The following is a 23,750-nucleotide window of genomic DNA, read 5'->3' as shown; positions in this document are numbered from 1 at the left end:
GCGGAACTCCGCCACTAAATGGCGGGCTTAAAAAGAAAACGCCTCACCGCGGGGCATTTTCACTGTTTTTATAAATTCCTACCATACGGATATAAATATTTCCGAATAGATAAATCAAAATAAAATTCCTGATACATAACAATCAAACCTCTTTGTCATTGCAAAGAGGCCCGTATGTTTTAATACATTATTTTTGATTCAATGTGTATCTCATTTAAGTTAAAAAATTATATCTTAATGATCTGCCTCTATTTCATTAATTTTTTATAATAATTTTAATGAAACATAATCATCAAAAAATCGAGAACAAATTGACATCTAAATTTTTATTAATTTCAATATTTTTCGTTTTTATTGATTCCTTAATGATACCTGAGGAATCAAAAACTTCCATTTGTATCATTATTCCAGTTTTTGGATCTATATTTAATTTGAAAGTTTTTGCGTTATATCGTTTTGAATATTCGCTATTGAGTTTACCTTCTATTACTATTGTCTTAATTCCTGCTATAATTTCCTGTCCTGTGATATCCCATAGTGTACTATCTACTAAGAATCCCATTGCTATATCTTCTGGAAATAAAGAAGTCTTCGCTATCCCCATATAGGATGGATCTACTCTGTGTATATAGGCTTTTTCTCCATCTACTGTAGTAATCCGTTCATGAATACTCGTGTTTTTTAAATAATTACGCTCCTTTTCACTCACTTTTCCTACTTTTACGATAGTTTTTATAGGAACATTGCTCTTAGTAACACTATTCGTTTGATGATCGCTAGAACCACTATTGTAGTTAATCAAATTTTCTCCATCATATATACTCACTTCATAGCCCAACTCAGTCGCATTAACTATACCATTATTATTTTCCTTACCCAGTCCATACACTTTTTCATAAGATTGTGGGCTATCAGAAAGATTTGTTTGATAATCTACACTGATATAAAAATCACCTGATTCACTAAAATATTCAAACGATCCTTTTGCTGTTTTATAATGATCAATAGAATTTAACATTAAGGTTTGAATTTTAGTTTTTTGTTCATTTGTATTTTGAACTTTTACTTTTTGGATATTTTCACTTGCCTGAGCCACGTTTTCTCTTTTCCCAGTAAAATCCATACCATTATATATTACAAGTGAAATGGCTAATATCACACCAGTAACTCCAGCAACCAAAAATTCTTTTTTCAAAGTATTCACCCCCAAATTAATAAGTAATTTTTGTAGCATCTGCTCCCACGTTTCCTACCTTGGTAGTTAAAGATGTGTTAATTACAATCATATGATTCCACTCTTTATTAGTTTTTAGAAAATTCCAGCCTCCGGGTGCTGTATTTTGATTAATATAGACAATACCACCAAGCTCATCTATTTGATAAGCTGTTCTTGGATTTGTAAAATCTTTATTGTTTAAATAGACATAATGAGCGGCATTTTTATCGTGTGCATAAAAGCTCCAAATATAGGCATAATCAGGATCAAAGCCATTAACGGTCGCTGAAACGATCCGATAATCATTGTAGTACCCAGAACCTGTCTTGTAGATCCAATTTCCCTTTTGTTCAGAGAATCCAGGAGCGTTGCTTAAAGCATCATTATCCACAATATCAGTAGTTGCAAAAGTATTAGTTGAGAAGAAAGCCAACCCTGTAACTAGCGGAAAAATGGATAAATAACCCTTTTTGAACATAAAAATCCCCCCCATCTGTCTGATTTTTATACTATAAATATAAATCAAAACTATCACTTTTTCACCGCCAACCTGTGGCGGAACCCCGCCATTTTTTGGCGGAAGTCCGCCACAGGTTGGCGGGTTTAAAAAAGAAAATGCCTCACCGCGGGGGAGAGACGCGCAAGGCCAGGTATGGGACCATCCGATTCACTCCATATTCACAGTCTAGGATATGATATCACAAAGCCGCCAATATTTTTATTTAAACGTCCGCCATAGTTGTATAGCCGATATAATAATGCCCACTCCTAACCACAAAAAGGTAAGCAAAAGCGCCATGTCGCCACTTCCATAAACGTATAAGCCGCTACTATCGCCAGTGCAACATCCAAGCTTCGGACAGCACTTAAAACCGCAATCCCCACCATTCGATAAAAGAGAAACAACATAATCAGGTGCGCCATTAAAGTGCTTGTGAAAAAGTTCAACCCATTGATCCATGCTGTCAATCCCACTAGCAGAAATATAAAAATTCCGTGCAGTCCAGCGTAACGGATCATGTCGATATGAAGAAATAAACGAGTGAAAAAACGTGGTAAGCCATCATCATAAACCCTTGGCATAACATATGGGCGGCCAACATCGCGCTCATTTTCTCCAACATGATCCGATAGCCATCCACAAAAAAAGGACTGAACGCCATAAAGAAGCTCCTTTGAATGGAGAAGATAGAAAAAACAATGTAAAAGATTGATATCATTTGCACAAGCATGAAGACTTCATGTGGCGGTTGTCCGGAATACTCCATATTTGATTGCATATCATCTGAAAAGAACAAAATGAGTCTAGCAATCAACAAAACAAAAAATAATACGCTAGCTCCAGCGTATAGCTTACTTTTAAGCATCTTCTTCAGATAAAATACAAACAGAAATTTCCATCTCATTACACATCACCTACTTTCGTTCAAGGAGTTTTGTAGCATCAAGCATGGGAGAAGGAGGAAGGATGTGACGCCGATAGCGGGACACATCTTTACAAAAAACGTAGAGTGAATCATGCCATATGAGAAAGTGGGTTGGAAACGCCGTATATCCTCTAGTTTGGTACATCCGCGCTCTAAGATAGCTTTCATTGGCTCTTATTGCGGCTTCCGGTCCCCCCTGCGAATCCATACAACAGTGATGGATACCAATAGGAGCACCGCAAGGGATAAAACGGTCAGTTTGCTGATGAAAAATGGGTCCCATACGGGCGGGTCGAACAAAAAGATGTGCGGCCATGGCATAAATGTCCCTAATGTGGCGACTTCGAGCACCGTATAAATGAAGATGACCGTCAAAGAGATGTCCACGTTTTTCACAAGCACGATCAATGTAGTGCTAAAAAAAAGGTAAAACAGTGTCAAAATAACGAAGTGAATCATGTTCAAAGGCGACAAAGAAGACGCGCCATATTTCCATCCCAATGCGATGCTTAACAAAACGACTCCCAACATATGAACAAAGAAGTAGCGAAATACATCAGCCCAAAACCATTTCGCATAATAGGGGACAAGCGTTTCTTGCGCTCCGTCTTCATACATTTCACCGAACCGATAGGTGAGGCACCAGCCGGAAAACGGGATGAACAGCCCTTGGATGATGATCACATTGTCGTAAATGCTTTGCGATTTGCGGGGAATAAGCAAAATGAGCAACAACGATAGGGCGAACATCGCCGGTGGCACGAAAAACGCTCCGCCCATTGTCTTTCGGTCAAACGTGAATGCGGTTCGGATCCATTCTATGTACGGTTTCATCTTAATTCCCCCTCCGGACGACAGCCAAATAGCCATCGATCAATCGCGGCGCCACCCGCCTTGCCCCTGTTTCGTCAGTCTTAGAAAACACGCGCACATGAATGCCGTCCTCTTCTTCCAGAAGCTGCACCACTTCTCTCGCTGCGATCAAGTCATCCAATTCTTCCGGGCGTACGCAATATTCCCACACGCAGCCTTCCGCACGGGATTTCAGTTTGGACGGCGTGCCTTCAAATAACACTTGTCCTTGTTTTAAAATGCCAATTTTTGTACACAAAAACTCAATGTCTTCCACAATGTGCGAAGAGATGATGACGGTATGCTCGGAACCAAGCTGTTTGAGCAAATGGCGAAAGCGGATTCGCTCTTCAATATCAAGACCGGCTGTCGGCTCGTCGAAAAGCAAGATGGACGGCTTTCGCGTCAATAAATGGGCAATTCCCACCCGTCGCCGCATACCGCCGGACAGCTCGGACATTTTTTTCGTCTCATGGCCGTTCAAGTTGACTTTTTGGATCGCCTCGGCAATGGCCGCCTGCCGTTCCTGCTTGTCCATCATTCCTTGCAATAAAGCGAGATGGTCAAGCGCTTCTTCGACCGTAATGTTCGGATAGACCATGAAATCTTGCGGCAAATAACCGATCCTTTCATTGGCTTTCACATATTTTCCTTTGATATAGTTTCGCCCGTCGATTGCCACCTGTCCTTCATCCATGGGTGTCAAGCCGGCCAATATTTTCATCAATGTCGTTTTGCCGGCTCCGTTCGGTCCGACCAAGCCATAGATCCCTTCAATGCAAAGCGATACGTTCGATAAAATGAGTTGTTTTTTGATTCGTTTGGTGACGCCGGATACATGGATCATTTCTGTCCCTCCTGAACGATACGGATGAGCTGTACCGTTTTCTCCCAGCTGCCATCCGCTCCTTCCCTTATTTGTTTGTACCATAAGGCCAAAAATTGCCGCTTTTTCTCATCGGATAAGCGTTCATACTCCCCAGACATCTGCCTCAGCACTTGCTGTGTTTTCCCGTCAGAGGAGTCGACTGACAAAGCCAAATCAAACGTCAAATCTCCTCCGGAATATGGGAGGCCTAATTGTTGTTGAAACCATCTTGTCAGCAACGCTTGAAACGCTTCTTTTTGTTTAGATGAATGCTTTCCGCTCCAAAGCAGCCCTTCGGTTATTATTTCCGGCAAATACATTAATGTTCCTTCCTGGGAGCGAAGAGAATATGGCGTATCGATTTGAAGAAGCAAGTGATCGCTGCTATATACGCTGCGTTGTTCGCCATGGGGGGCAAGCAGCACGATTTTCGTCGGCAGCTCTGCATCCTTTAAATCGAACATCTGCACCATTTCGTTATGGATGCGCCGCAAATAGCGTTCGAAAGCAGGCCAAACATCCGCCACCCCCGGCCAATCCGCAGGATGCACGATCTCCCATGGCCCGATTTTTTCCTTCAAAAACATTCCGGCTACGGCCGTAATGCCACCGGACACCGCTCCTTCATACGTTCCATCGCTTCGGCTCGGCAAATTCGTATAAAACGGCGCCGTTCCGTGAAACGACAACGTATAGCGGATCGGCTGGCTCGGTTGCATCGATACGGACACTGGGCCGGAATGATCGCTCGCAAAGGCAAACGGCGCATGGTCGGCTCTTGTCGGCACCCAGCTGAAATCGTTGGGTAAAAACAAATAGTGCGGCGAAACGGGAACTTGGGCGGAATCGTTCATCTTATACTCAAACGTCCATTCATCGGCTGGGCGGATGGATGACCGCTTGACAGTGATGACATCCCCCTGTTGGATAAACGGCAGCCGTTTTCTGGTTTGATCGGTGACTTGTTTCAGAGCAAAATGATGATAAAGCACAAACGACAGCGTGTTGCCCCGGATTTGCCGCAAGGTCACTTTCACTTTCGCATTGACACCGCTTTTGGCATCCAACTGAATGTCATACCGTTCAATCGAATAGTGCAATGTGCTCGGCTTGATTGTTGGATAGTGAGTTTGATAGTAAACATTTTCTTGATTTAAATCAGCATAGCTAAACACCAGCTTGCTTCCTGTAAAAATATGCGGAAACAACCAGGCATCACCCGCCAAAAGCAAAGTGGCGCCCATGATGATGGCCGCTTTCTCCTTTGTGGTGCGGGCCGTTTTCCAAAGGATGGCCCATACCGCCATCATAGACGCTATGATCCAAAACAACATTTTCATATACGTCGAAAGGCTGACATTGTACCCAATGACGTCACGAAACACGTCGTCCATATTCAACGGGCCGATGTAGAACAAACTATGGATGTCGGAAAAGGAAATGTGATGGAAATAACGGGAAAACAATTCTGTATTCATTGGGCCGATCGCCAGCCAAACGACCATCATCCAGGCAAAGCTCAATCGATTTTTCCCAAACAATAGAGCGGTGAAAATACCAAGAAAAAAGGCGAACACTAACGGCAACAGCCAATACGCGGCAATATACGATACCGTTTCGGTATACAACGAAGAAAAGGGAATGCCCCATGCGCGATAAAACTGCCATACGAGCGCAGCTTGCAGCCCTGTAAGCAATGCAAGAAACAACAGATGATTGGCGAACAAGGCTGCGATTTTCAGCGCTGTGATGCGCAACGAACCGGCAAACAAAAGATTGGCGCCAAATCGGTATTCATCAGAGAACAACTTGTAAAAAAATACCATAAACAACAACATCGCTGCTTGGATGATTAACGTCATTTCCCCGACAAAATTTCCGTAATCCGTCATTCCAAATGGATCGTGTTGCCGAATGATAAAGCGGGAAATGAGCATGGTAGCCATAAAAATGTATGTTCCTATATAGAGCACGCTTTTTACCATTTGTTTCGCGTAAAACCACGATAAACGGAAACACAACGTCATGATGAGTCACTCCATTTCTGGATGGTCATATCCATCAGCAACAAAAGGAAGCAAACGAATGCTGGCATGATTGAGCCGCTTTGGCATTCGTTTGCTGTTGAATGAAACATACCATTAGTTCACTGTCACTTTTGCCTCGCCATAAATGGATGTCGCGTTGGCTTGCGTGTATGCTTCAGCATAGTAGAAAGACCCGTTCTCAGCTGTAAAAGATTTTTTTACTGTTTGTGATGGGTAGGCTATTGCTGAAGCAACTGTTGAGTCAGGCCACCAGTCGATTTGTTTTTTTGCATACCCCTGTACATAAAATGCTGGACCTGATGAAGAGACTGTTAATGTTCCAGAAGTCCCGGTAGCTTTCACTGGTGTTCCTGTGGCAGAACTAGCTCCCGGTGAAATATGCGCAGTTGAAGTGCCAGCGGCATACACAGATCCAGCAATGCTGAGAACCAACACTAAAATGAATAGTGGTAGCCCCTTAGCTTTCGTTTTACGTGCCTTATTGACAACCATCCTCCTCACCTCCTTTCAAGCGTAGTAATTTGGTAGAATCAAGTTGATATATTGGCTTTGAAAGCATAGTGAATATTCTTTCTATTCGATTTGTAAAAATGAGATAATGTGCATCCGAAAAATCATCTTTTAAGAAATGATAAAACTGTTCTAAGTCCTCGAAGTCGAAGTATTTGGTTGGCTGATTAAGAATAAATATGGTGCGATTCAATGCTTGTCCAAGGGAAATAATATAAATCAGTCGTTGGAATATGGTCAGTGAATCAATCGATGCTTGGGGAAGTATATTGTATTTTTGACATAATGCAGATTGCTGAAATGAGCTATTCATCAATTTGGGTATTTCTTGTAAACGATAGTTCATCCATAATTTGTTGTAGTTTTCCGGTATAACAAAAAATACTTTTTTACTCAACTTCTTCTTTTCACTTATAACATTTTCATCTAAATGTATTTCACCTCCGTCTACAGGATGAAAGCCAGCAAAAGTTCTCGAAATAATATCCGTATTAATATTATTTTTGGCCACAATAATTGATTGAGAAGGAAGCTTACAATTACAACTATGCAAAATGATTTGGCGATTATATTTGATAGTAACGTTTTTTAATTCTAGCATTAGTCTTTTCTCCTCATTTCTTGCGCCATTTGAATGAGCGCCTTTTCTTTCTCTTCCATCGTTAGTTTCGTATAGTGATTCCATGATTCCGAGTTGATAGAGGATTTCTCCACTATCGTTCTCAAATATCCACTTGGTTGAATATGTAGTTTTTCCATTAAATACTGACTAGCAAAGATGCTTATTTGTTCATTTTCGAACAGTCTGTATGGGATCAAAAAGGTGGATAATTCCTGAACATATGCTGTTACCGGTTTGTCATTGACGTCAAGAAAAGGATCGACGTAGAACGTATAGCTTCCGTTAGTAACTGTGCTGTCATATAGCGAGAGATTTGTTGTACTTAAGCTTTTTGGAATGATAACAATAGTTTCAATTTCATTTGTGCAATAATTTGTGTTTTTAAGATTAGTAAATAATTTACAAAGTTCACTACGAATTGAAACAAGTTGATCCTTCAATTCTCTATAATTCTTTGTTTTCGTCAAAAATGGTTCATAAACGATTAACTTCGTATTTTGAATTTCAATTTGTTTGTAGGGACCTTTTATAATTGATAGACAATCTAAATGATCTCCATGCCAACTATAATTTTCTTCTCCCTCAATTATCTCTATGCGTTTACATTTTTTTGTTTGGACATTAGTATGAAAAGTTCCAGATGAGTCTATCGTATAAAGATTCGAATGGGTTGACTGTGGATACCAGTTTGCTTCAAACGGCAGTAAAACGATATTGGATGTTAACGGATAAAAGCTAGAACCAAAAGTATTTTTATAATATAGCACCATTGATTGAACACCGTTTGTTTCCACTTCTACAATGCTTCCTTGTTGTTTAAATGATAAATTTTTGCCTTCACTTTTTATGTGGTCGATCTTAAATTGTTCGTTAATAGAAAAACGGATTAAATTCTCTTTTTTATCTAAAGTAAGCTTAATTTGAATTGGGTATCGGGACCCTGGTTCAACTTGAACACCCGTTATTCTCCAATTGTCTGTCATTTTTATGTTGCTATAGGTTTTATTTTTTATCTGATGATAAAGTTTATAGTCATTAGCTAGCAGAATTTTATCTAACTGGGATTTACTTTGAACACTATCGGTTGTAAATGTGACAAAAATGATGAGGATAACACTTATAGCAATTCCAACCATAGTGCGTCTAATTTTCACAAAAACGAAACAAGCTCCTATTGAACAAATGAGGTATACTAACTTAATAAGTACATTCTCTTTTAGAAATGTCAGACTAAATAAAGGATCAATATAAGGCCAACGATTTTCGATAAATACATTAAATGATGCAAGCTTATATTCAAGGAAAAATAACGTTATTACCCATAGAAGAAATACATCGAAAAACAAAATCGCTTTTTTGTGAGAATGATATGCATAAATAATACTGATGGATAATCCAGTAATCCATGACCATATAAACGGAAGAACAAAATAAATACAGTATAATTTAAAAATGAAAGCAAAGAGATTCCAACCAGCTGAAAAAGTCATGACAATGGCACTTGCTATGATTCCAGCGATAAGTATTTGTAATATTAAGAAACAAATAAATGTAGTACTAATTTGATTAACCACAATCTTTTTTGGCTTTTGTACGATTTCGTTAATAGTAATCCAGTTAATAGGAATTGAATTTGTAATCAAAAGATGTAAGCGAAAACTTACGAATAACCAGACACAAACTCCAACGGGAACCAAATACTTCGTGTATAAGATAAATTCTACTGGATTAATTGTATGAGGATTACTGCAATAAAAAATAAGGATGCACGAAAAAACGCAAATAAGAATCATGTCTATCTTTATACTTAAAACCATTCTTAACAACACATATAACAGCCTCATACCAGCTTATCCTTTCAAACATCGTATTTACAATTTAAAATTACCTCACCAAATTCACATACCCATCTATATTCTGAGATAGACTCAAATCACCACCCTGTTCAAAAATGTTAAGAGCAACTTTTGCACATTCCTTTATATACAAAATTATACATCTATTTTCTTGTCTCTCCACCGCCAACCTGTGGCGGAACCCCGCCATTTTTTGGCGGAAGTCCGCCACTAAGATGGCGGGCTTAAAAAAGAAAACGCCTCACCGGTAAGGAGGCGTTAATATTCCATGTGAATCGCGGAGATCAGCCCTAGCTTTCTAGCTTTTTCTACCGCTTCGATCCTTGAAGAAACTTGCAGTTTGGCAAAAATGCGGGATAGTTGCCGTTCAATGCTGCGTTGGCTGATATGGCATTTTTTTGCAATCTCCTTATTGCCTAAGCCATTGGCAACTTCCATTAATATTTCCTGCTCAAGGGGGCTCAGCGCGACCGGTTCGCCTTCTTGCGTTCGGTCCTTCACCTCAGAAAGCCGCATCCGGCGCAACAAATGCACAGGAACCACCGCTTCGTTCCTTAATGCGCAACGAATCGCTGTGATTAATTGCTCGCTTGTCGCCGTTTTACTGACAAAGCCGGTGATACCTGATTCGATCAAGTAATGAAAAAAAGGCGCGATGTCATATCCGGTATACATAACAATTTTCGCATCTGGTTGTTTTTGCAGAATTCGCTTACCTAATTCGACTCCACTTATCCCAGGCATCTGCCAATCCAGCAAATATGCATCATAGGTGTACCTTTCTATGATTGGTTCCACATCTTTTCCAGATGTTACAAGCTCCACATGAAAGTCTGGTTCATTTTCCAGTACTTTCTTTGTCCCCTCACCAACAAGCCGATGGTCATCGACAACCAAAATATGAATCATCTTAGCCTCTTCTCCCCCTTTCCAGATTTACAGCGCAAGGATGATTCCTTTTGAAATGCGGTATGCCAAGCTTGGCATGTGTTCTTTGATACCACCGATCCACCTCTTATCAGCCATCGGACAAAAGCGCAGGCAATGCGATTGATTTCTTCCGTCATTTGTCTCACATATTCATATAAACGCTTTCATCTCCCCTCCTTATTTTGTCCCCCCACATATCTACACAAATATTTACAATTAACCAAAATTCGACAAAATCAGTGAACTTCCTTCCACTGATGTAAATAAATTTATCGCTAAAAAGGAAACCATTTTGTATCAACAGTGATCTTCGGACATTTAAAGTGTCTAAAACTAGTTCTACTTACACAAAGTAAAAGAAGAGAAAAAGCGGCTTTGTACATCACTTGAAGGGGATAAACGCGGGAATATAGCATAATGAAAAACCTCCCTGCCTAGGCAGAGAGGGATTTTCATTAAAACATTTCCGATACCGTTTTTGCTTGCACGTGAAGAATCAAATAAGTCAGGGCCGCCTGCTTTTGAGTCTGTTCCTGACATGCTGAAGCCGCCAAATGGCTGATAGCCGACCAGCCGACCATCGTTCCTCTATTTAGAAAAATTCTGTCCATAAACAAAAAGCGTTTTTCCAAGCTGGCTTTATTCAGTCGGGAAGTCTCGCGTTTCTGAATCTTGTACAGCTTGATGAAAGCGGGAGATGAATCGACTTCGGACAAGGACAAGCGTTGTCTGTTCCATGATCCGACTCTATCATAAAATAAATCGATGCTGTTCTTTGATCACTGGATTGAGAGATTGATGGAGAAATCAAATGAGAAAACCAAACGGAGCCTTCCATACGTAAAATATCCAAGGTACAAAAAAGAACTCCGAATCGTCGGACATCTAGGGTGGGAAAACCTGTGGGGACAACATATCGCGTTATTTCTCTAACTCCTCCACTCGCTTTTTCATTTCCATCAATAACCGATCAAATAGATAAACGTATCTCTGGCGAATGTGTTCATAAATTTCCATCGCTATTTGCTCATCATACGTGTGTGATGTTCTGTTTCTGTCTTCCAGCATTTGAATCCACGTTTCTCCGTCTTGAATGAGTCCTCCTTTAAACGCTTCCTTTATCGTCTTTCGCGGGCTTGTTACTTCGTTGTTTCCGTTGTATTCCAAATAACTTTTCATCCATTTCCATGCCAGATCATATGTAAATTCAAACCGCTGAATCGTCGCATCAAGAACAAGGTCGTCTTTCGTGACATCGCGCCCGACGCTTTGATGAAGTTTATATAGGCGCCTTCTCAAAATCGGAAAGCTTATCTATGATTTTATTCATCGTCACGACTATCTCCCCCCGATCGTTCGTTAAAAAGATCGTTTTCCCTTCTTGATCAACATACGATTTGAGTTTTCCGTTACTTATTTTGTCATAATCGATCACATCTACTGTATAAATTATATTGACTTCAGCCAAATCGTCTTGAATGCGATATAGCTGCTCGTTGTTTTTTCTAAATTTAATCGCAATATCAATATCCGATGTTTCTTTATAATCACCTCGTGCCCGCGAACCAAACAAAATGATTTTTTCAATAATGTCCGCATAGCTTTGGAAGAAATGAAGAAGCTGATAAAATGTTTTTCTCTTTAATCCATACATATTGACACTCAAGATCACCGCCTCCTAATGATTTTCTTCAAATGTCCAAACCTGAACACGAAATCATGATGAGAATTTAGGAGCTATTCCAAAAGTCTTCGTAATATTTCCACAACCCCCAATTTAATGTTTGTTACCTAACAACATTCTTAATTCATTGTTAGGTTTCCAAAGCCCCTTACTGGATATATCAGAGGTATGTCTTCATAAGTGAGGAGCTAAGTCCTTATCCATTTTATGCTCTGTAAAATGAAACCCACTCTTTTTCCAGTCTGGCTTTACACCTCGCCCCCATAACACGAGGGTTTCTTTATGTTACCAAGTATATGAGGCTCATCAAAGAAACGTAAGTATAACAACAATATTTTTACCATTTGGACAGAGGAATTTTAGAAAAATCCACCTCAGTCGCCGTTTGGACAGAGGTGGATTTTTTGCGCATCGACAAATTCACTAGACCCCCTCCCAGCATTCGCCAAGAGGGGGTTTTTACTTTAAAACATTTCCGATACCGTTTTTGCTTGCATATGAAGAATCAAGTAGTCAGGACCGCCTGCTTTTGAGTCTGTTCCTGACATGTTGAAGCCGCCAAATGGCTGATAACCGACAATCGCGCCTGTGCATCCGCGGTTGAAGTAAAGGTTACCGACATGGAATTCTTCGCGCGCTTTGTCAAGGTTAAAGCGGTTTTTCGAAATGACCGCTCCCGTTAAGCCGTATTCGGTGTTATTAGCAATTTCAAGCGCATGATCGAAATCTTTCGCTTTTGTGAACGCCACAACTGGGCCGAAGATTTCTTCTTGCATTAAGCGCGCTTTTGGATCGACATCGGCGAATACTGTTGGCTGAATGAAGAAGCCTTTTGAGTCATCTCCTTCGCCGCCTGTCATCAGCTTGCCTTCTTGTTTGCCGATTTCAATGTATTCCATAATTTTATTGTAAGCAGATTGGTCGATCACAGGACCCATGAACGTGCTTTGTTCTTCTGGATTGCCGACTTTCAACTGCTTTGTTAGCTCAACGACGCGATTTAATACTTGATCGTATACCTCTTCAAGAACAACCGCACGAGAGCAAGCGGAGCATTTTTGTCCTGAGAAGCCAAAGGCAGAGGCAACAATCGATTGAGCTGCCAATTCTAAGTCAGCTTCTTTGTCGACCACGATTGTATCTTTTCCACCCATTTCCGCGATGACGCGTTTGAGCCAAATTTGGCCTGGATGTACTTTCGCTGCGCGCTCGTAAATGCGAATGCCGACATCACGAGAGCCTGTGAAGCTGATAAAGCGAGTGCGCGGATGGTCCACTAAGTAGTCGCCGACTTCTGCGCCGCTTCCCGGGATATAGTTCAATACGCCGGCTGGAAGACCTGCTTCCTCCAACACTTCCACAAATTTATAAGCGACAACAGGCGTTGTGCTCGCTGGTTTTAAAAGAACGGTATTGCCCGTAACAAGAGCAGCTACTGTTGTTCCCGCCATGATCGCAAACGGGAAGTTCCAAGGCGAAATCACCACACCGACGCCAAGCGGAATATAGAAGAAACGATTCGACTCACCTGGACGGCTTTCTACCGGAATGCCCTCTTTCAGCTTTAACATTTGACGAGCATAATACTCCATAAAATCAATCGCTTCTGCTGTGTCCGCATCCGCTTCTCTCCAAGGTTTTCCGGCTTCTTTCACAAGCAATGCGGAAAACTCATGCTTGCGGCGACGCACAATCGCAGCAGCACGGAACAAAATATCAGCGCGCATTTCCGGTTTTGTTTTGCTCCACCATTTGAATGCGGCATCTGCTGCTTGCATAGCCTTTTCAGCCAACTCTTTATTCGCTTTTGATACGCGACCAATTACTTCTTCTTTATTAGCTGGGTTGATTGAAACGATTTTATCTTCCGTCGTCACCCGTTCTCCGCCAATCACTAACGGGTAGTCTTGGCCAAGATACGCTTGTACTTGTTGTAAACCGGCTTCAAAAGCCTGTTTATTTGCTTCCACTGTGAAATCTGTGAATGGTTCATGTCTATAAGGTTGTACCATACTTGTGCCCCCTTTGCCGAAATTAAACGTTTACAACCCACATCTATCATTCTAACGGATAATAAAAACTTATTCAATCGCTATCGTTTTCCGTCTATTGATATATATGGACAAATGGCTGTTCGGCCTTCGCTTCGCGGATGATAATGCTTTCCGGGCCGTTAACAGACGAAATATAGACATTGACCGTGATATAATCCGGGAATTGCTCCATCACAAGCCCTGTTACATATTGCGTAAACGCAATGACCTCTCCCTTGCCATAAAATTGCATCGGAATATTGACCGTCAGCTGCTGAAGCTGATCGTCTACATAAAATGCTTTGCCGATGACGCCTGTATAATTTGGAAAAAAGTCTTCGATATCGGATTTAAAATTTAAAAACTTCATTAAATCTTCGCGGTGATTTTTTTCCGCGTCATCTGATGGAAATAAAGTGTATTCTTCATTAATTTTTTCCCATTTGTCGATCGTCGTGCTTCCCTCGTCTACATTCGTCACGGCAAAGAAATGGCCTGGAATAATCGCCGATTGCGGCTGTTGCTTAAATAAGGCAATGGTAATCGGCACGCTTTCTAATCCTTTAATCTGACGAACCCGCGACAATATTTCAGAAGCCAGTCGCTTGCCTTCTTTTTCAATGACGCCATCCTCGATTTGCACCTCGCGCGGATATCCCTGCTCCGTCTCATAATAATGGACGGAATTTAAGGCGAGCCCTAAAACAATCCCGCCAAGCTTTACTTTATTATTATCGTTTTTCATTAAATAATCATGCTCTAAAATATTGGCCAAATAAATCGGACTTTTTGTATTTTTTTCTTCATTGGTTCCTTTGTTGCCTAGCGCCGGATTCAAGCCCTTATCATCTTCGCTTTTCCTCTTAAGCCAGCTCTGAATCGTTTTTTTGTCCAAATATTGCCCTTCTTGAAATAAATAGTCCTGCGGTGAGAAACGATCTTGAGCTACACGCATCAAGCCCGTTTCAAACTCGTCCACATCCAAACGTGTATTCAAATCCTCCACCACAAGTCCTCTCGCTTCCGAAGGCTTAAATGGCAAAATCATTCGATAGTACGAATCAGAAATATTGTATTTTGGAATCACAGCTTTTTGCTGTTTATTATCTTTTTGTTGTACGACTTCTTCTTGGCCAAATTTCGGAGCACAAGCCGATAGCAAGAACATCATTGCTATAGATAATATCGCCATTTTTTTCATGGTCCTTACACCTGCCGCTCAAGTTCTTGAAGAAAGCGCGCTTCATTCCAAATTTCAATATGGAGCTGCTGCGCTTTCGTTAATTTCGATCCGGCTTCTGCACCGGCAATGACTAAATCGGTCTTTTTGCTGACGCTTCCCGTCACGTTGCCGCCAAGCTGTTCGATCCTTTCTTTCGCTTCACTGCGCGATAATGCTTCCAGCTTGCCGGTTAATACGACCGTTTTTCCAGAAAAATAAGACGTTCCTTCAACTGCTTTTACTGATTTTGTTCCTTTGTAAGTCATATTCACTCCATAAGAACGGAGCTCATTCAACAGTTCTTTTACTTCCTGCCGCGAAAAATAAGTGACAATGGAATCGGCCATTTTTTCGCCGATTTCGTGAATCTCCAGCAAATCTTCCTGCGTAGCCGACTCAAGACGTTCCATTGTTTCAAAATGCTCGGCAAGTACTTTCGCCGCTTTCGCTCCGACATGGCGAATGCCAAGTCCGAACAAAAGACGTTCCAGCGAATTTTGCTTTGACGCTTCAATCGCTGCAAGCAAATTCGCGGCAGACTTTTCGCCCATCCGCTCCAAAGGAACGAGCTGCTCTTTTGTTAGTGTATACAAATCGGCCACGTCATGTACAAGCCCTTGTTGAAACAATTGAGCAATCACCTTTTCGCCAAGTCCCTCAATGTTCATCGCCTGTCGGGAAACAAAATGGATTAAACCTTCGCGAATTTGGGCTGGACATTTTGGGTTTAAACAGCGAAGCGCCACCTCTCCTTCTAAGCGGACAAGCTCGCTTTTACATTCTGGACAATGGGTCGGCATTGCAAAAGGAATTTCGTCTCCCGTTCGCCTTTCAGGCAAAACATTTACAATTTCAGGAATAATGTCACCTGCTTTTTTGACAACGACGGCGTCGCCAATCATAATATCCTTCGCTCGAATCAAATCTTCATTATGAAGCGAAGCTCTCTGCACCGTTGTGCCAGCAACGCGAACTGGCTCTAAAAGCGCGGTTGGCGTGACCACTCCCGTACGGCCGACGCTTAATTCAATGCCAAGCAGCTTTGTGACTACTTCTTCGGCTGGAAATTTGTAAGCGATCGCCCAACGAGGGCTTTTAGCCGTTGCGCCGAGCTGTTCCTGCTGTTCAAATGAATCCACTTTAATCACAATGCCATCAATCTCATAGGAAAGCTGCGGACGTTTCCCATTCCATTCCTTTATAAATTCAATTACTTCTTCCATATTCGCACATCTCCGCCGCTCCGGATTGGTTTTAAATCCAAGCCGTTGCAAATAATCAAGCGCCTCACTGTGCGAATCGATTCCCATTTCCTCTGCATTAGCTAAACCATAAATAAACATGTCTAAATGGCGAGAGGCCGCAATTTTTGGATCAAGCTGACGCAACGATCCAGCGGCTGCATTGCGCGGGTTGGCAAACAGTTCCTCGCCGCGCTGGCGGCGCTGTTCATTTAATCGCTCAAACGATCTTTTCGGCATATAGGCTTCACCGCGCGCCTCTAACGTGACAGGTTGCTGCAGCCGCAACGGGAGCGAACGAATGGTTTTTAAATTTTCGGTGATGTCCTCTCCTGTTATTCCATCGCCCCGTGTAGCCCCTTGAGCAAAATAGCCATCCTCATAGCGCAAGGAAACAGCAAGTCCGTCGATTTTCAGTTCACATACATACGCGACATCATCGCCAACTTCTTGACGAACGCGGCGGTCAAACTCCCGCAAATCTCCTTCATTAAAAGCATTGGCAAGACTTAGCATCGGAGCACGATGCTCCACTTTTTGGAAAGCATCTAACGCTTGTCCGCCTACACGCTGGGAAGGAGAGTCTTTCGTTTTTAAATCAGGATGCGCCTCTTCAAGAGCGATGAGCTCCTGCATCAGCCGGTCATATTCAGCATCAGGCACCGATGGTCGATCCAATACGTAATACTCATAGTTATATTGATCTAAAAGACGGCGAAGCTCCTCAATGCGCCCAATAGCTGTTTGTCGATCCATTGTTCGTTCATCCTTTCTCTAGACCTTCGTAATCGGGGCAAATTTAGCTAATAATCGCTTAATTCCAATCGGACTTTGGAAAGCGATATCCAGCTCTTTGTCGTCTCCGTCTCCGCGCACGCTCACAACGGTTCCGATTCCCCACTTTTTATGCTCTGCTTTATCGCCTACCTTCCAAGCGACCGCTTCTCCTCCTGTCGTTGTCGGCACCGCAGCTAAACGAACGGACTTCGTTCTCGCTTGTTCGCTTGCTGGCCAACGCTTCGTTTTATTCACCTGTTCGACTAATTCATCAGGAATTTCCCCGATAAAGCGCGAAGCTGGATTCACATTCGTTCGGCCGAACAGGGTGCGCATTTGGGCGCTTGTTAAAAACAATTCCTCTTCGGCGCGGGTAATGCCGACATAGGCCAAGCGCCGCTCTTCTTCCATTTCCTCTTCATCGTCGAGTGAGCGGCTATGTGGAAAAATGCCTTCTTCCATGCCGATCAAAAAAACGACAGGGAATTCTAACCCCTTTGCCGAGTGAAGCGTCATAAGCACAACGGCTTCCTTGTCTGTTTCCTCTTCATTGTTTAACTGGTCAATGTCAGCCACTAAAGCAAGATCCGTTAAAAAGGCGATGAGCGATTTATCTTCACTTACATTTTCAAAATGTTTGGTTACGGATAAAAATTCATCAATATTCTCAAGCCGGCTTTGCGCTTCCAATGTTTTTTCCGCTTCAAGCATCTCGCGGTACCCCGACTTCTCTAAAACATCCTCTACCAACTCCGTAACAGATACATATTCTTGCAGCTGCCCCCAATGCTCTATTTGCCGACGAAATTCATGCAACGAAGCGGCAATGCGCGCACTAATCCCCATATGCTCAAGCTCGCCAAGCGCCTGAAACATCGAAAGACCGTATGCGGAAGCGTAGCTTGCAATTTTATCGAGCGATGAAGCGCCGATACCGCGCTTTGGCACATTGATAATTCTCGTCAAACTAATATCGTCATTTGGATTGGCGATCAAACGCAAATACGCCAAAATATCTTTAATTTCTTTTCGGTCATAGAACTTTAAGCCGCCGACGATTTGATAAGGAATATTCGATTTAATCAACACTTCCTCCATCATCCGCGATTGGGCATTCGTGCGATACAATATGGCGAAATCCGAATAGCGGCGCTTGCTGCTGTCCACATACTCTTTAATTTTACCAGCGACAAATTGCGCTTCATCTGATTCGCTCATCGCCTCATAATAGGCGATTTTTTTTCCTTCCGGATTTTCGGTCCATAATCTTTTTGGCTTGCGGTTGTAGTTATTTTCAATGACCTTGTTCGCCGCTTGTAAGATGCGCTTGGTCGAACGATAATTTTGTTCAAGAAGTACTACTTTGGCATTGGGATAGTCCGTTTCAAATGATAAGATATTTTGAATGTCCGCTCCACGCCAGCGATAAATCGATTGATCGGAATCACCGACAACGCATAAATTCTGAAATCTCGCGGCCAGCATTTTAACAAGCATATACTGCGCTCTGTTCGTATCCTGATATTCGTCAATATGAATATACTGAAATTTATATTGATAATGCTCAAGCACTTCCGGCACGCGTTCAAACAGCTGAATCGTCACCATAATTAGGTCGTCAAAATCAAGAGAATGGTTGCGCAGAAGACGCTGTTGATATTCGGTATACACATCGCTTACCACTTTTTCATAATAAGTAGCTGCTTTTTTAGCAAATTTCTCCGGAGAAAGCAGCTCGTTTTTAGCGCTGCTGATCGTTCCTAAAATGGCACGCGGATCAAATTTTTTCGGATCGATATTTTTATCATTTAAAATCGTTTTGAGCACTGAAAGCTGATCGGTCGCATCTAAAATAGAAAAGTTGCGATTAATGCCAATACGGTCGATATCGCGCCGCAAAATGCGCACGCACATCGAATGAAACGTCGAGATCCAAATCTCTTCCGCCGCTCCGCCGACAAGCGATTGCACCCTCTCCTTCATTTCACGGGCTGCTTTATTTGTAAAGGTAATCGCTAAAATGTTCCAAGGGGCAACATGCTTTTCCGCCATCAAATAAGCAATACGGTGCGTCAATACGCGCGTCTTTCCGCTTCCCGCTCCAGCCATGATCAATAAAGGCCCTTCCGTCGTTTTGACGGCCGCTTGCTGCTCGGGATTCAAATTCGCAAGCAGCTTATTGGATAAGAAATTCAATTCTATCACCACCATACAAACATTTGTTCTATTTTACTACATTTTTTCTGTTCAGACAATTTCTCGTTTCACAGCTTTCACTGTTTCTAACGCTTTCGGCAAATCGTGATATATCGCATTTCCGACGACAATCGTATCCGCATATTGCGCCATTTCCTTTGCTTGTTCTGGGCTTTCAATGCCGCCACCGTAAAATAGCCGCGTATGATGCAGCGCCTCTTTCACTCGGCGTACCGTTTCTACATTTCCATAAGTTCCGCTGTACTCTAAATAAAAAATCGGCAGTTGATACATTTTTTCCGCTATTAATGCATAGGCGACGATATCTTCGTCAGAAAGCTCCGTCTTCGCTTCCGTAAGCATTGCCGCTTTGCAGTTTTTGTTTAAAATGCAATATCCCTCCATGAACATTTCATCCCAATTCATAAGCTCCCCAAATTGCTTCATCGCCTCATGATGCAAATCGACTATCCACTTTGTCTGTCTGCTATTTAAAACCGTCGGGATGAAATATAAATCAAATCCGGGCGTCACAGATTCGATATTCGATATTTCTAAAACGCAAGGAACCGCAAATCGGCGAATGCGCGCCATTAGATCGAGGACATTCTCGAGCGTGACATGATCCGTTCCGCCGACAATGACTGCATCCGTTCCAGATTCGCAAATTTGTTCCAGATGCTCCTCGCTGATTTCTTTATGGGGATCCAGCTTAAACACGTGACGCCACTGGTGAATATCGTACATAGAAAAACCTCCATTTACTTCTCCGTCATCAGACGTGGGGATTTATTGGCAAAAACGACGAATCTCGCTTTGTCTACTGCTAACAAGCAACCATTTGTCTGGTTATGATTAAACACTCTTTATCCATCATCTTATTATAACAAATCCTTAAGCTGATGGATGAACCTATAAGCCTTATTCATCGCAAACCTATATATACCATTACAAAAAAGAGCCGAGGACCGCATAAGATCCAATGTCTCTTCTTCAAAAAAGAAAAGGAGCACCAAAACAAGGCTCCTTCCTTTCATTTTATATGATTCGTTTCTTTGAAGTCGTCAGCTTGCTCTTCTTTAATACGTTCAAGCACCATTTCATAAGCATCGCTTCCATAGTTCAAACATCGTTTGACACGAGAGATAGTGGCTGTGCTAGCCCCCGTTTCTGTTTCGATTTTGTGGTACGTATAGCCTTCTCGGAGCATACGGGCCACTTCAAGGCGCTGGGCCAACGACTGAATTTCGTTGACCGTGCATAAATCATCAAAAAAACGATAGCATTCCTCTAAGTCACGAAGCGAAAGAATGGCTTGAAACAATTGATCGACTTCTCTGCCTCTCAGCTTATCAATTTGCATATAGTATTCAACCCTCCATTTACTATACTAACGATATTGGACCATATCAAGTGATGGCACAACATTAATCCAAGTCTTTCCCGGAGTAAATCCGACCGGCACACCATGATCATACGGCAGCAACCGCCCATTGACATTTTTCCATTCCACACGCTTGACGGTGCCGTTTTGAAATAAATATCCATCTCCACCGGAGGTCAAATCGATATCGCGCCGGCCATATTCATCCGCAATCGTGTGGACTGCCGCAACAATGAACACGTTTTGAACCAAAATAGGATCATGTGTATCATAATCGATCGTTTGCTCTCCTCCGCTGTAACGGATGTAGCCTTTTTTATCCGAAATGTATTGATATTGAACATGAGCATACGATCTTTTGGAATACGAAATATCCACTTGCTCTGCTGGTTCACTTTGCGCTTCATTTTTGAAAAAAGGAAGCGCTTCTACCGTTTCTTCTAAAGAATAGCCTTTTTCTTTTGCTCCTTTTTCGATATTAGCAAATGTAATATACGAATTATGTGGAGCCTTTCGGAACGAAGCTCTTTTAAAGAGCGTTCCGTCATAAAACAACCCATTCAAATAATCTGTTCCGCCAGCTTCCAGCATACTTTTTGCCTCAGGGCTCCAGCCGTGACAAATATAGAGCGCGTCAAATCCTTTGCTTAGCTCAATATAATAATCACGAGCGCTGCGAACCGGCCCCACTTTTTCAGGGAACTCGCTTTGATATAAGGCTAAAAAACGTGTAATATCCCCTTCTGCCAGCACCTCATATACAACATCCGCTTTCTGCAATCCTGATTGGGGGCGGGCCGCCGGATGGTTGTTAATCATCACACCTACCACACGATGATTCGCGTCCTGTTTGGCAGGCAACCCTGTCAATGGCGAGAGTACCTGTTGTTGCCCAGTCTCGTTTTCCGGTTCCTTCTGTGGCGTTTCTATAGCTGTCGCAGGCTGACGTTCCTTTTTTTCGGCTTTTGTACAGCCGCTAAACAGAAGACATGTTCCACTTATGGCAATTAACCAGCGCTTCAATCCTCACACAACCTTTTTCTTTTATATTTTAACGCATTATCGACGGAAAGAGTACCGTTTTATTCATGACATCATAAATTCCTTTTTGCGTAATGCGAATATAAGGCAAATGAGTAGATTGAAAAAATAATAAAGAATAAATAGGATCAACAAAGCGATAGCCTCGTTCTTTTAATAGCTCCTTTAACTTGTTCTCTTCGCGGATCAGGCTGTCGACACGTTCATTGGACATCATCCCGTTCAGCACAAGCGGAATTTCATGAATGATTTCCCCGTTTTCAGCCAGTACAATTCCGCCGCCAATTTCACACATGCGCTGAAATGCCATTAGCATATCCCGCTTGCTTTTGCCAATTAATAAAATATCGCCGGTATTAGAATAAGAGCTGACCAATCCTTTCACATGGGTGGCAAACCCCTTAACCACTGTATTGACACGCCATCTCCCCTGACGATCTACAAGCATTAAAAAGCTCTCATCATGGCTCTCCGCCAATTCATCGTGCGCAGTGTCAATTAATACAGAATATGGGCGCATAATCACCGAATTCTCCATATACATTCCAAGAGGCATGGAAAATTGTAAATCATCCATTGACAATTGCCAAGTCAATTGAAGTGGACCTATACCATACGTTCGCCAGTCGATACCGTGATCCCACGTTTCAAAATCTCCGTCTCGCAGCATCCATTGCCCTTTTGAAAGCACACTTACAGGCGTCGGGTCTTCCTTATCGCACAAAAAGTTAATATTGGCGAACCGTCCTGTCGTGATCGTACCGTGTAAATGTTCCATATGATAATGGCGCGCCACATTGAGTGTTGCCATATGATACGCATCAATGACAGGAACCCCTTTTTGGATCGCGATGCGAATCATCTGATCAACAATGCCGTGTTCATAAAATGAAGGCGGTGAACCATCTGTTGTAAAAATGATGTGATCATATTGCTCAATCCCTAATTCTTTCATCTCTTCAAGCAGCTTCGGCAAATCCGGACGAATCGATGAATACCGTAATGAAACCGTATACCCGTGCAAAAGCCTATGGTATACCTCTTTGCCTGTCATGGCTTCATGGTCGCAGTCCGTGCCAGCCAGCATCATTTTTGTAAGCGTTTTCTCTGAAGCTCCCGGAAAATGTCCCTCAATTCGCTTTTTCATGCTTTTAGCCTCTTGAATCCAATGAAGCATCGTATCATCTCCGGCAAGAAGCTTCGGCCAGCCTGTTAACTCGCCAGCCTGTATGACCGATTTTTGCTTAAGCCATTCTTTAATGATGGCATAAGAAAAAGTATTATCTTCTTTAGCGAGTTCTGTCTGCCCATCCAAACGGCACCACCAATAGATCGTTGCCGGTAACGATTCCATATCCCTTAGAAAAGAAAACGCTTTCTTTTTTGCGAGCTGCAAAACAAGGAATAAGTTATCATTGATGATCGTTGTCGTACCAAACTTTGCTGCATATTCGGCAAACGTTTGGGGATTATATAACTGAAAAGGATGGGCGTGTGGTTCGATATAGCCAGGGACTAAATAGTAGTCGCTGCAATCAATCACTTCGCACTGTTCCAGATCGCTTGGCAAACGCTCGCCCGCATAAACAATGCGATCATGTTTTATCCAAATATTACCTCTTACCCATTTACGTAAATATGAATGCAAATACGTCGCATTGGTAAGCAACTTTGCTGGTGATCGCTTTCCATCAATGATCGCCATTTGTTCGCGAAGCTGCTCGGTGTTCCATTGATAGCGTTGTTCGGCCATATATACATCCCCGTTCCTTTTTTTCCAAAATTGTACCATATGATCATTTTACCGTATTAAAGTCATTTACACAAACAAAAAAAGAGGAGG

20 protein-coding genes and 2 pseudogenes are annotated in these 23,750 nt (G+C 42.2%); all 22 read right to left on the bottom strand.

Going from position 1 to position 23,750, the window contains the following annotated elements:
* Positions 1 to 292: 292 nt before the first annotated feature.
* On the bottom strand, positions 293 to 1,204 hold the full coding sequence (locus tag GRQ40_RS02030; RefSeq protein ID WP_159720709.1) for a hypothetical protein: 912 nt from the start codon (positions 1,202 to 1,204) through the stop codon (positions 293 to 295).
* Between the two features lie 7 nt (positions 1,205 to 1,211).
* Positions 1,212 to 1,694: a hypothetical protein gene (locus GRQ40_RS02025; protein WP_159719263.1), complete on the bottom strand. Its 483-nt coding sequence runs from the start codon at positions 1,692 to 1,694 to the stop codon at positions 1,212 to 1,214.
* Positions 1,695 to 1,984: 290 nt separating this feature from the next.
* Positions 1,985 to 2,299: a hypothetical protein gene (locus GRQ40_RS02020; RefSeq protein WP_159719262.1), complete on the bottom strand. Its 315-nt coding sequence runs from the start codon at positions 2,297 to 2,299 to the stop codon at positions 1,985 to 1,987.
* Positions 2,242 to 2,622 (bottom strand): annotated as a pseudogene (locus tag GRQ40_RS18900) (ABC transporter permease); the annotation flags it as partial. The pseudogene GRQ40_RS18900 and the gene GRQ40_RS02020, both read right to left, overlap by 58 nt.
* Positions 2,623 to 2,817: 195 nt before the next feature.
* A complete protein-coding gene (locus tag GRQ40_RS02015; protein WP_159719261.1) occupies positions 2,818 to 3,477 on the bottom strand; it encodes a hypothetical protein in 660 nt (219 codons plus the stop codon).
* A 1-nt stretch (position 3,478) separates the two neighbouring features.
* Positions 3,479 to 4,342 carry an ABC transporter ATP-binding protein gene (locus GRQ40_RS02010; RefSeq protein ID WP_159719260.1) on the bottom strand — a complete coding sequence of 288 codons (864 nt, stop codon included), beginning with the start codon at positions 4,340 to 4,342 and terminating at the stop codon, positions 3,479 to 3,481.
* Complete coding sequence (locus tag GRQ40_RS02005) at positions 4,339 to 6,390, bottom strand: ABC transporter permease (RefSeq protein WP_159719259.1); 2,052 nt, start codon at positions 6,388 to 6,390, stop codon at positions 4,339 to 4,341. Before GRQ40_RS02005 ends, GRQ40_RS02010 begins: the two co-directional genes overlap by 4 nt.
* Before the next feature lie 114 nt (positions 6,391 to 6,504).
* The gene (locus GRQ40_RS02000) at positions 6,505 to 6,903 is read right to left on the bottom strand and encodes a hypothetical protein (protein WP_159719258.1); all 399 of its coding nucleotides are present in this window, start codon (positions 6,901 to 6,903) and stop codon (positions 6,505 to 6,507) included.
* Positions 6,890 to 7,522, bottom strand: coding sequence for an ATP-binding cassette domain-containing protein (locus GRQ40_RS01995; RefSeq protein WP_159719257.1), 633 nt, complete (start codon positions 7,520 to 7,522; stop codon positions 6,890 to 6,892). The genes GRQ40_RS02000 and GRQ40_RS01995 overlap by 14 nt, the downstream gene beginning before the upstream one ends.
* On the bottom strand, positions 7,522 to 9,372 hold the full coding sequence (locus tag GRQ40_RS01990; RefSeq protein ID WP_370514182.1) for a hypothetical protein: 1,851 nt from the start codon (positions 9,370 to 9,372) through the stop codon (positions 7,522 to 7,524). Before GRQ40_RS01990 ends, GRQ40_RS01995 begins: the two co-directional genes overlap by 1 nt.
* A gap of 285 nt (positions 9,373 to 9,657) precedes the next feature.
* Complete coding sequence (locus GRQ40_RS01985; protein WP_159719255.1) at positions 9,658 to 10,308, bottom strand: response regulator; 651 nt, start codon at positions 10,306 to 10,308, stop codon at positions 9,658 to 9,660.
* A gap of 476 nt (positions 10,309 to 10,784) precedes the next feature.
* Positions 10,785 to 10,925: pseudogene (locus tag GRQ40_RS18895) on the bottom strand (hypothetical protein); the annotation flags it as partial.
* Positions 10,926 to 11,250: 325 nt separating this feature from the next.
* Entirely contained in the window at positions 11,251 to 11,628 is a 378-nt protein-coding gene (locus GRQ40_RS18410; RefSeq protein ID WP_236546386.1) for a nucleotidyltransferase substrate binding protein, read from the bottom strand.
* Entirely contained in the window at positions 11,609 to 11,995 is a 387-nt protein-coding gene (locus tag GRQ40_RS18405) for a nucleotidyltransferase domain-containing protein (RefSeq protein WP_236546385.1), read from the bottom strand. Before GRQ40_RS18405 ends, GRQ40_RS18410 begins: the two co-directional genes overlap by 20 nt.
* Positions 11,996 to 12,477: 482 nt before the next feature.
* On the bottom strand, positions 12,478 to 14,025 hold the full coding sequence (gene pruA, locus GRQ40_RS01975; protein WP_044741345.1) for an L-glutamate gamma-semialdehyde dehydrogenase: 1,548 nt from the start codon (positions 14,023 to 14,025) through the stop codon (positions 12,478 to 12,480).
* Positions 14,026 to 14,119: 94 nt separating this feature from the next.
* Positions 14,120 to 15,247: a CamS family sex pheromone protein gene (locus tag GRQ40_RS01970; protein ID WP_080859656.1), complete on the bottom strand. Its 1,128-nt coding sequence runs from the start codon at positions 15,245 to 15,247 to the stop codon at positions 14,120 to 14,122.
* A gap of 5 nt (positions 15,248 to 15,252) precedes the next feature.
* Positions 15,253 to 17,265 carry an NAD-dependent DNA ligase LigA gene (gene ligA / locus GRQ40_RS01965; protein ID WP_159719254.1) on the bottom strand — a complete coding sequence of 671 codons (2,013 nt, stop codon included), beginning with the start codon at positions 17,263 to 17,265 and terminating at the stop codon, positions 15,253 to 15,255.
* 18 nt (positions 17,266 to 17,283) lie between these two features.
* Complete coding sequence (pcrA, locus tag GRQ40_RS01960) at positions 17,284 to 19,482, bottom strand: DNA helicase PcrA (RefSeq protein WP_159719253.1); 2,199 nt, start codon at positions 19,480 to 19,482, stop codon at positions 17,284 to 17,286.
* 51 nt (positions 19,483 to 19,533) lie between these two features.
* A complete protein-coding gene (locus tag GRQ40_RS01955) occupies positions 19,534 to 20,229 on the bottom strand; it encodes a heptaprenylglyceryl phosphate synthase (RefSeq protein ID WP_159719252.1) in 696 nt (231 codons plus the stop codon).
* Positions 20,230 to 20,515: 286 nt separating this feature from the next.
* The gene (locus GRQ40_RS01950) at positions 20,516 to 20,845 is read right to left on the bottom strand and encodes a YerC/YecD family TrpR-related protein (protein WP_044741340.1); all 330 of its coding nucleotides are present in this window, start codon (positions 20,843 to 20,845) and stop codon (positions 20,516 to 20,518) included.
* A gap of 27 nt (positions 20,846 to 20,872) precedes the next feature.
* A complete protein-coding gene (locus tag GRQ40_RS01945; protein ID WP_044741339.1) occupies positions 20,873 to 21,889 on the bottom strand; it encodes a DUF3048 domain-containing protein in 1,017 nt (338 codons plus the stop codon).
* 28 nt (positions 21,890 to 21,917) lie between these two features.
* Positions 21,918 to 23,660, bottom strand: coding sequence for an adenine deaminase C-terminal domain-containing protein (locus tag GRQ40_RS01940; RefSeq protein ID WP_159719251.1), 1,743 nt, complete (start codon positions 23,658 to 23,660; stop codon positions 21,918 to 21,920).
* Positions 23,661 to 23,750 lie beyond the last annotated feature (90 nt).

The organism is Anoxybacillus sp. PDR2, from assembly GCF_009834045.1.
In the GTDB taxonomy this organism is placed as follows: domain Bacteria; phylum Bacillota; class Bacilli; order Bacillales; family Anoxybacillaceae; genus Anoxybacteroides; species Anoxybacteroides rupiense.
Note: the sequence above shows the minus strand (reverse complement) of the source record. Positions and strands in the feature narration are given on the sequence as shown.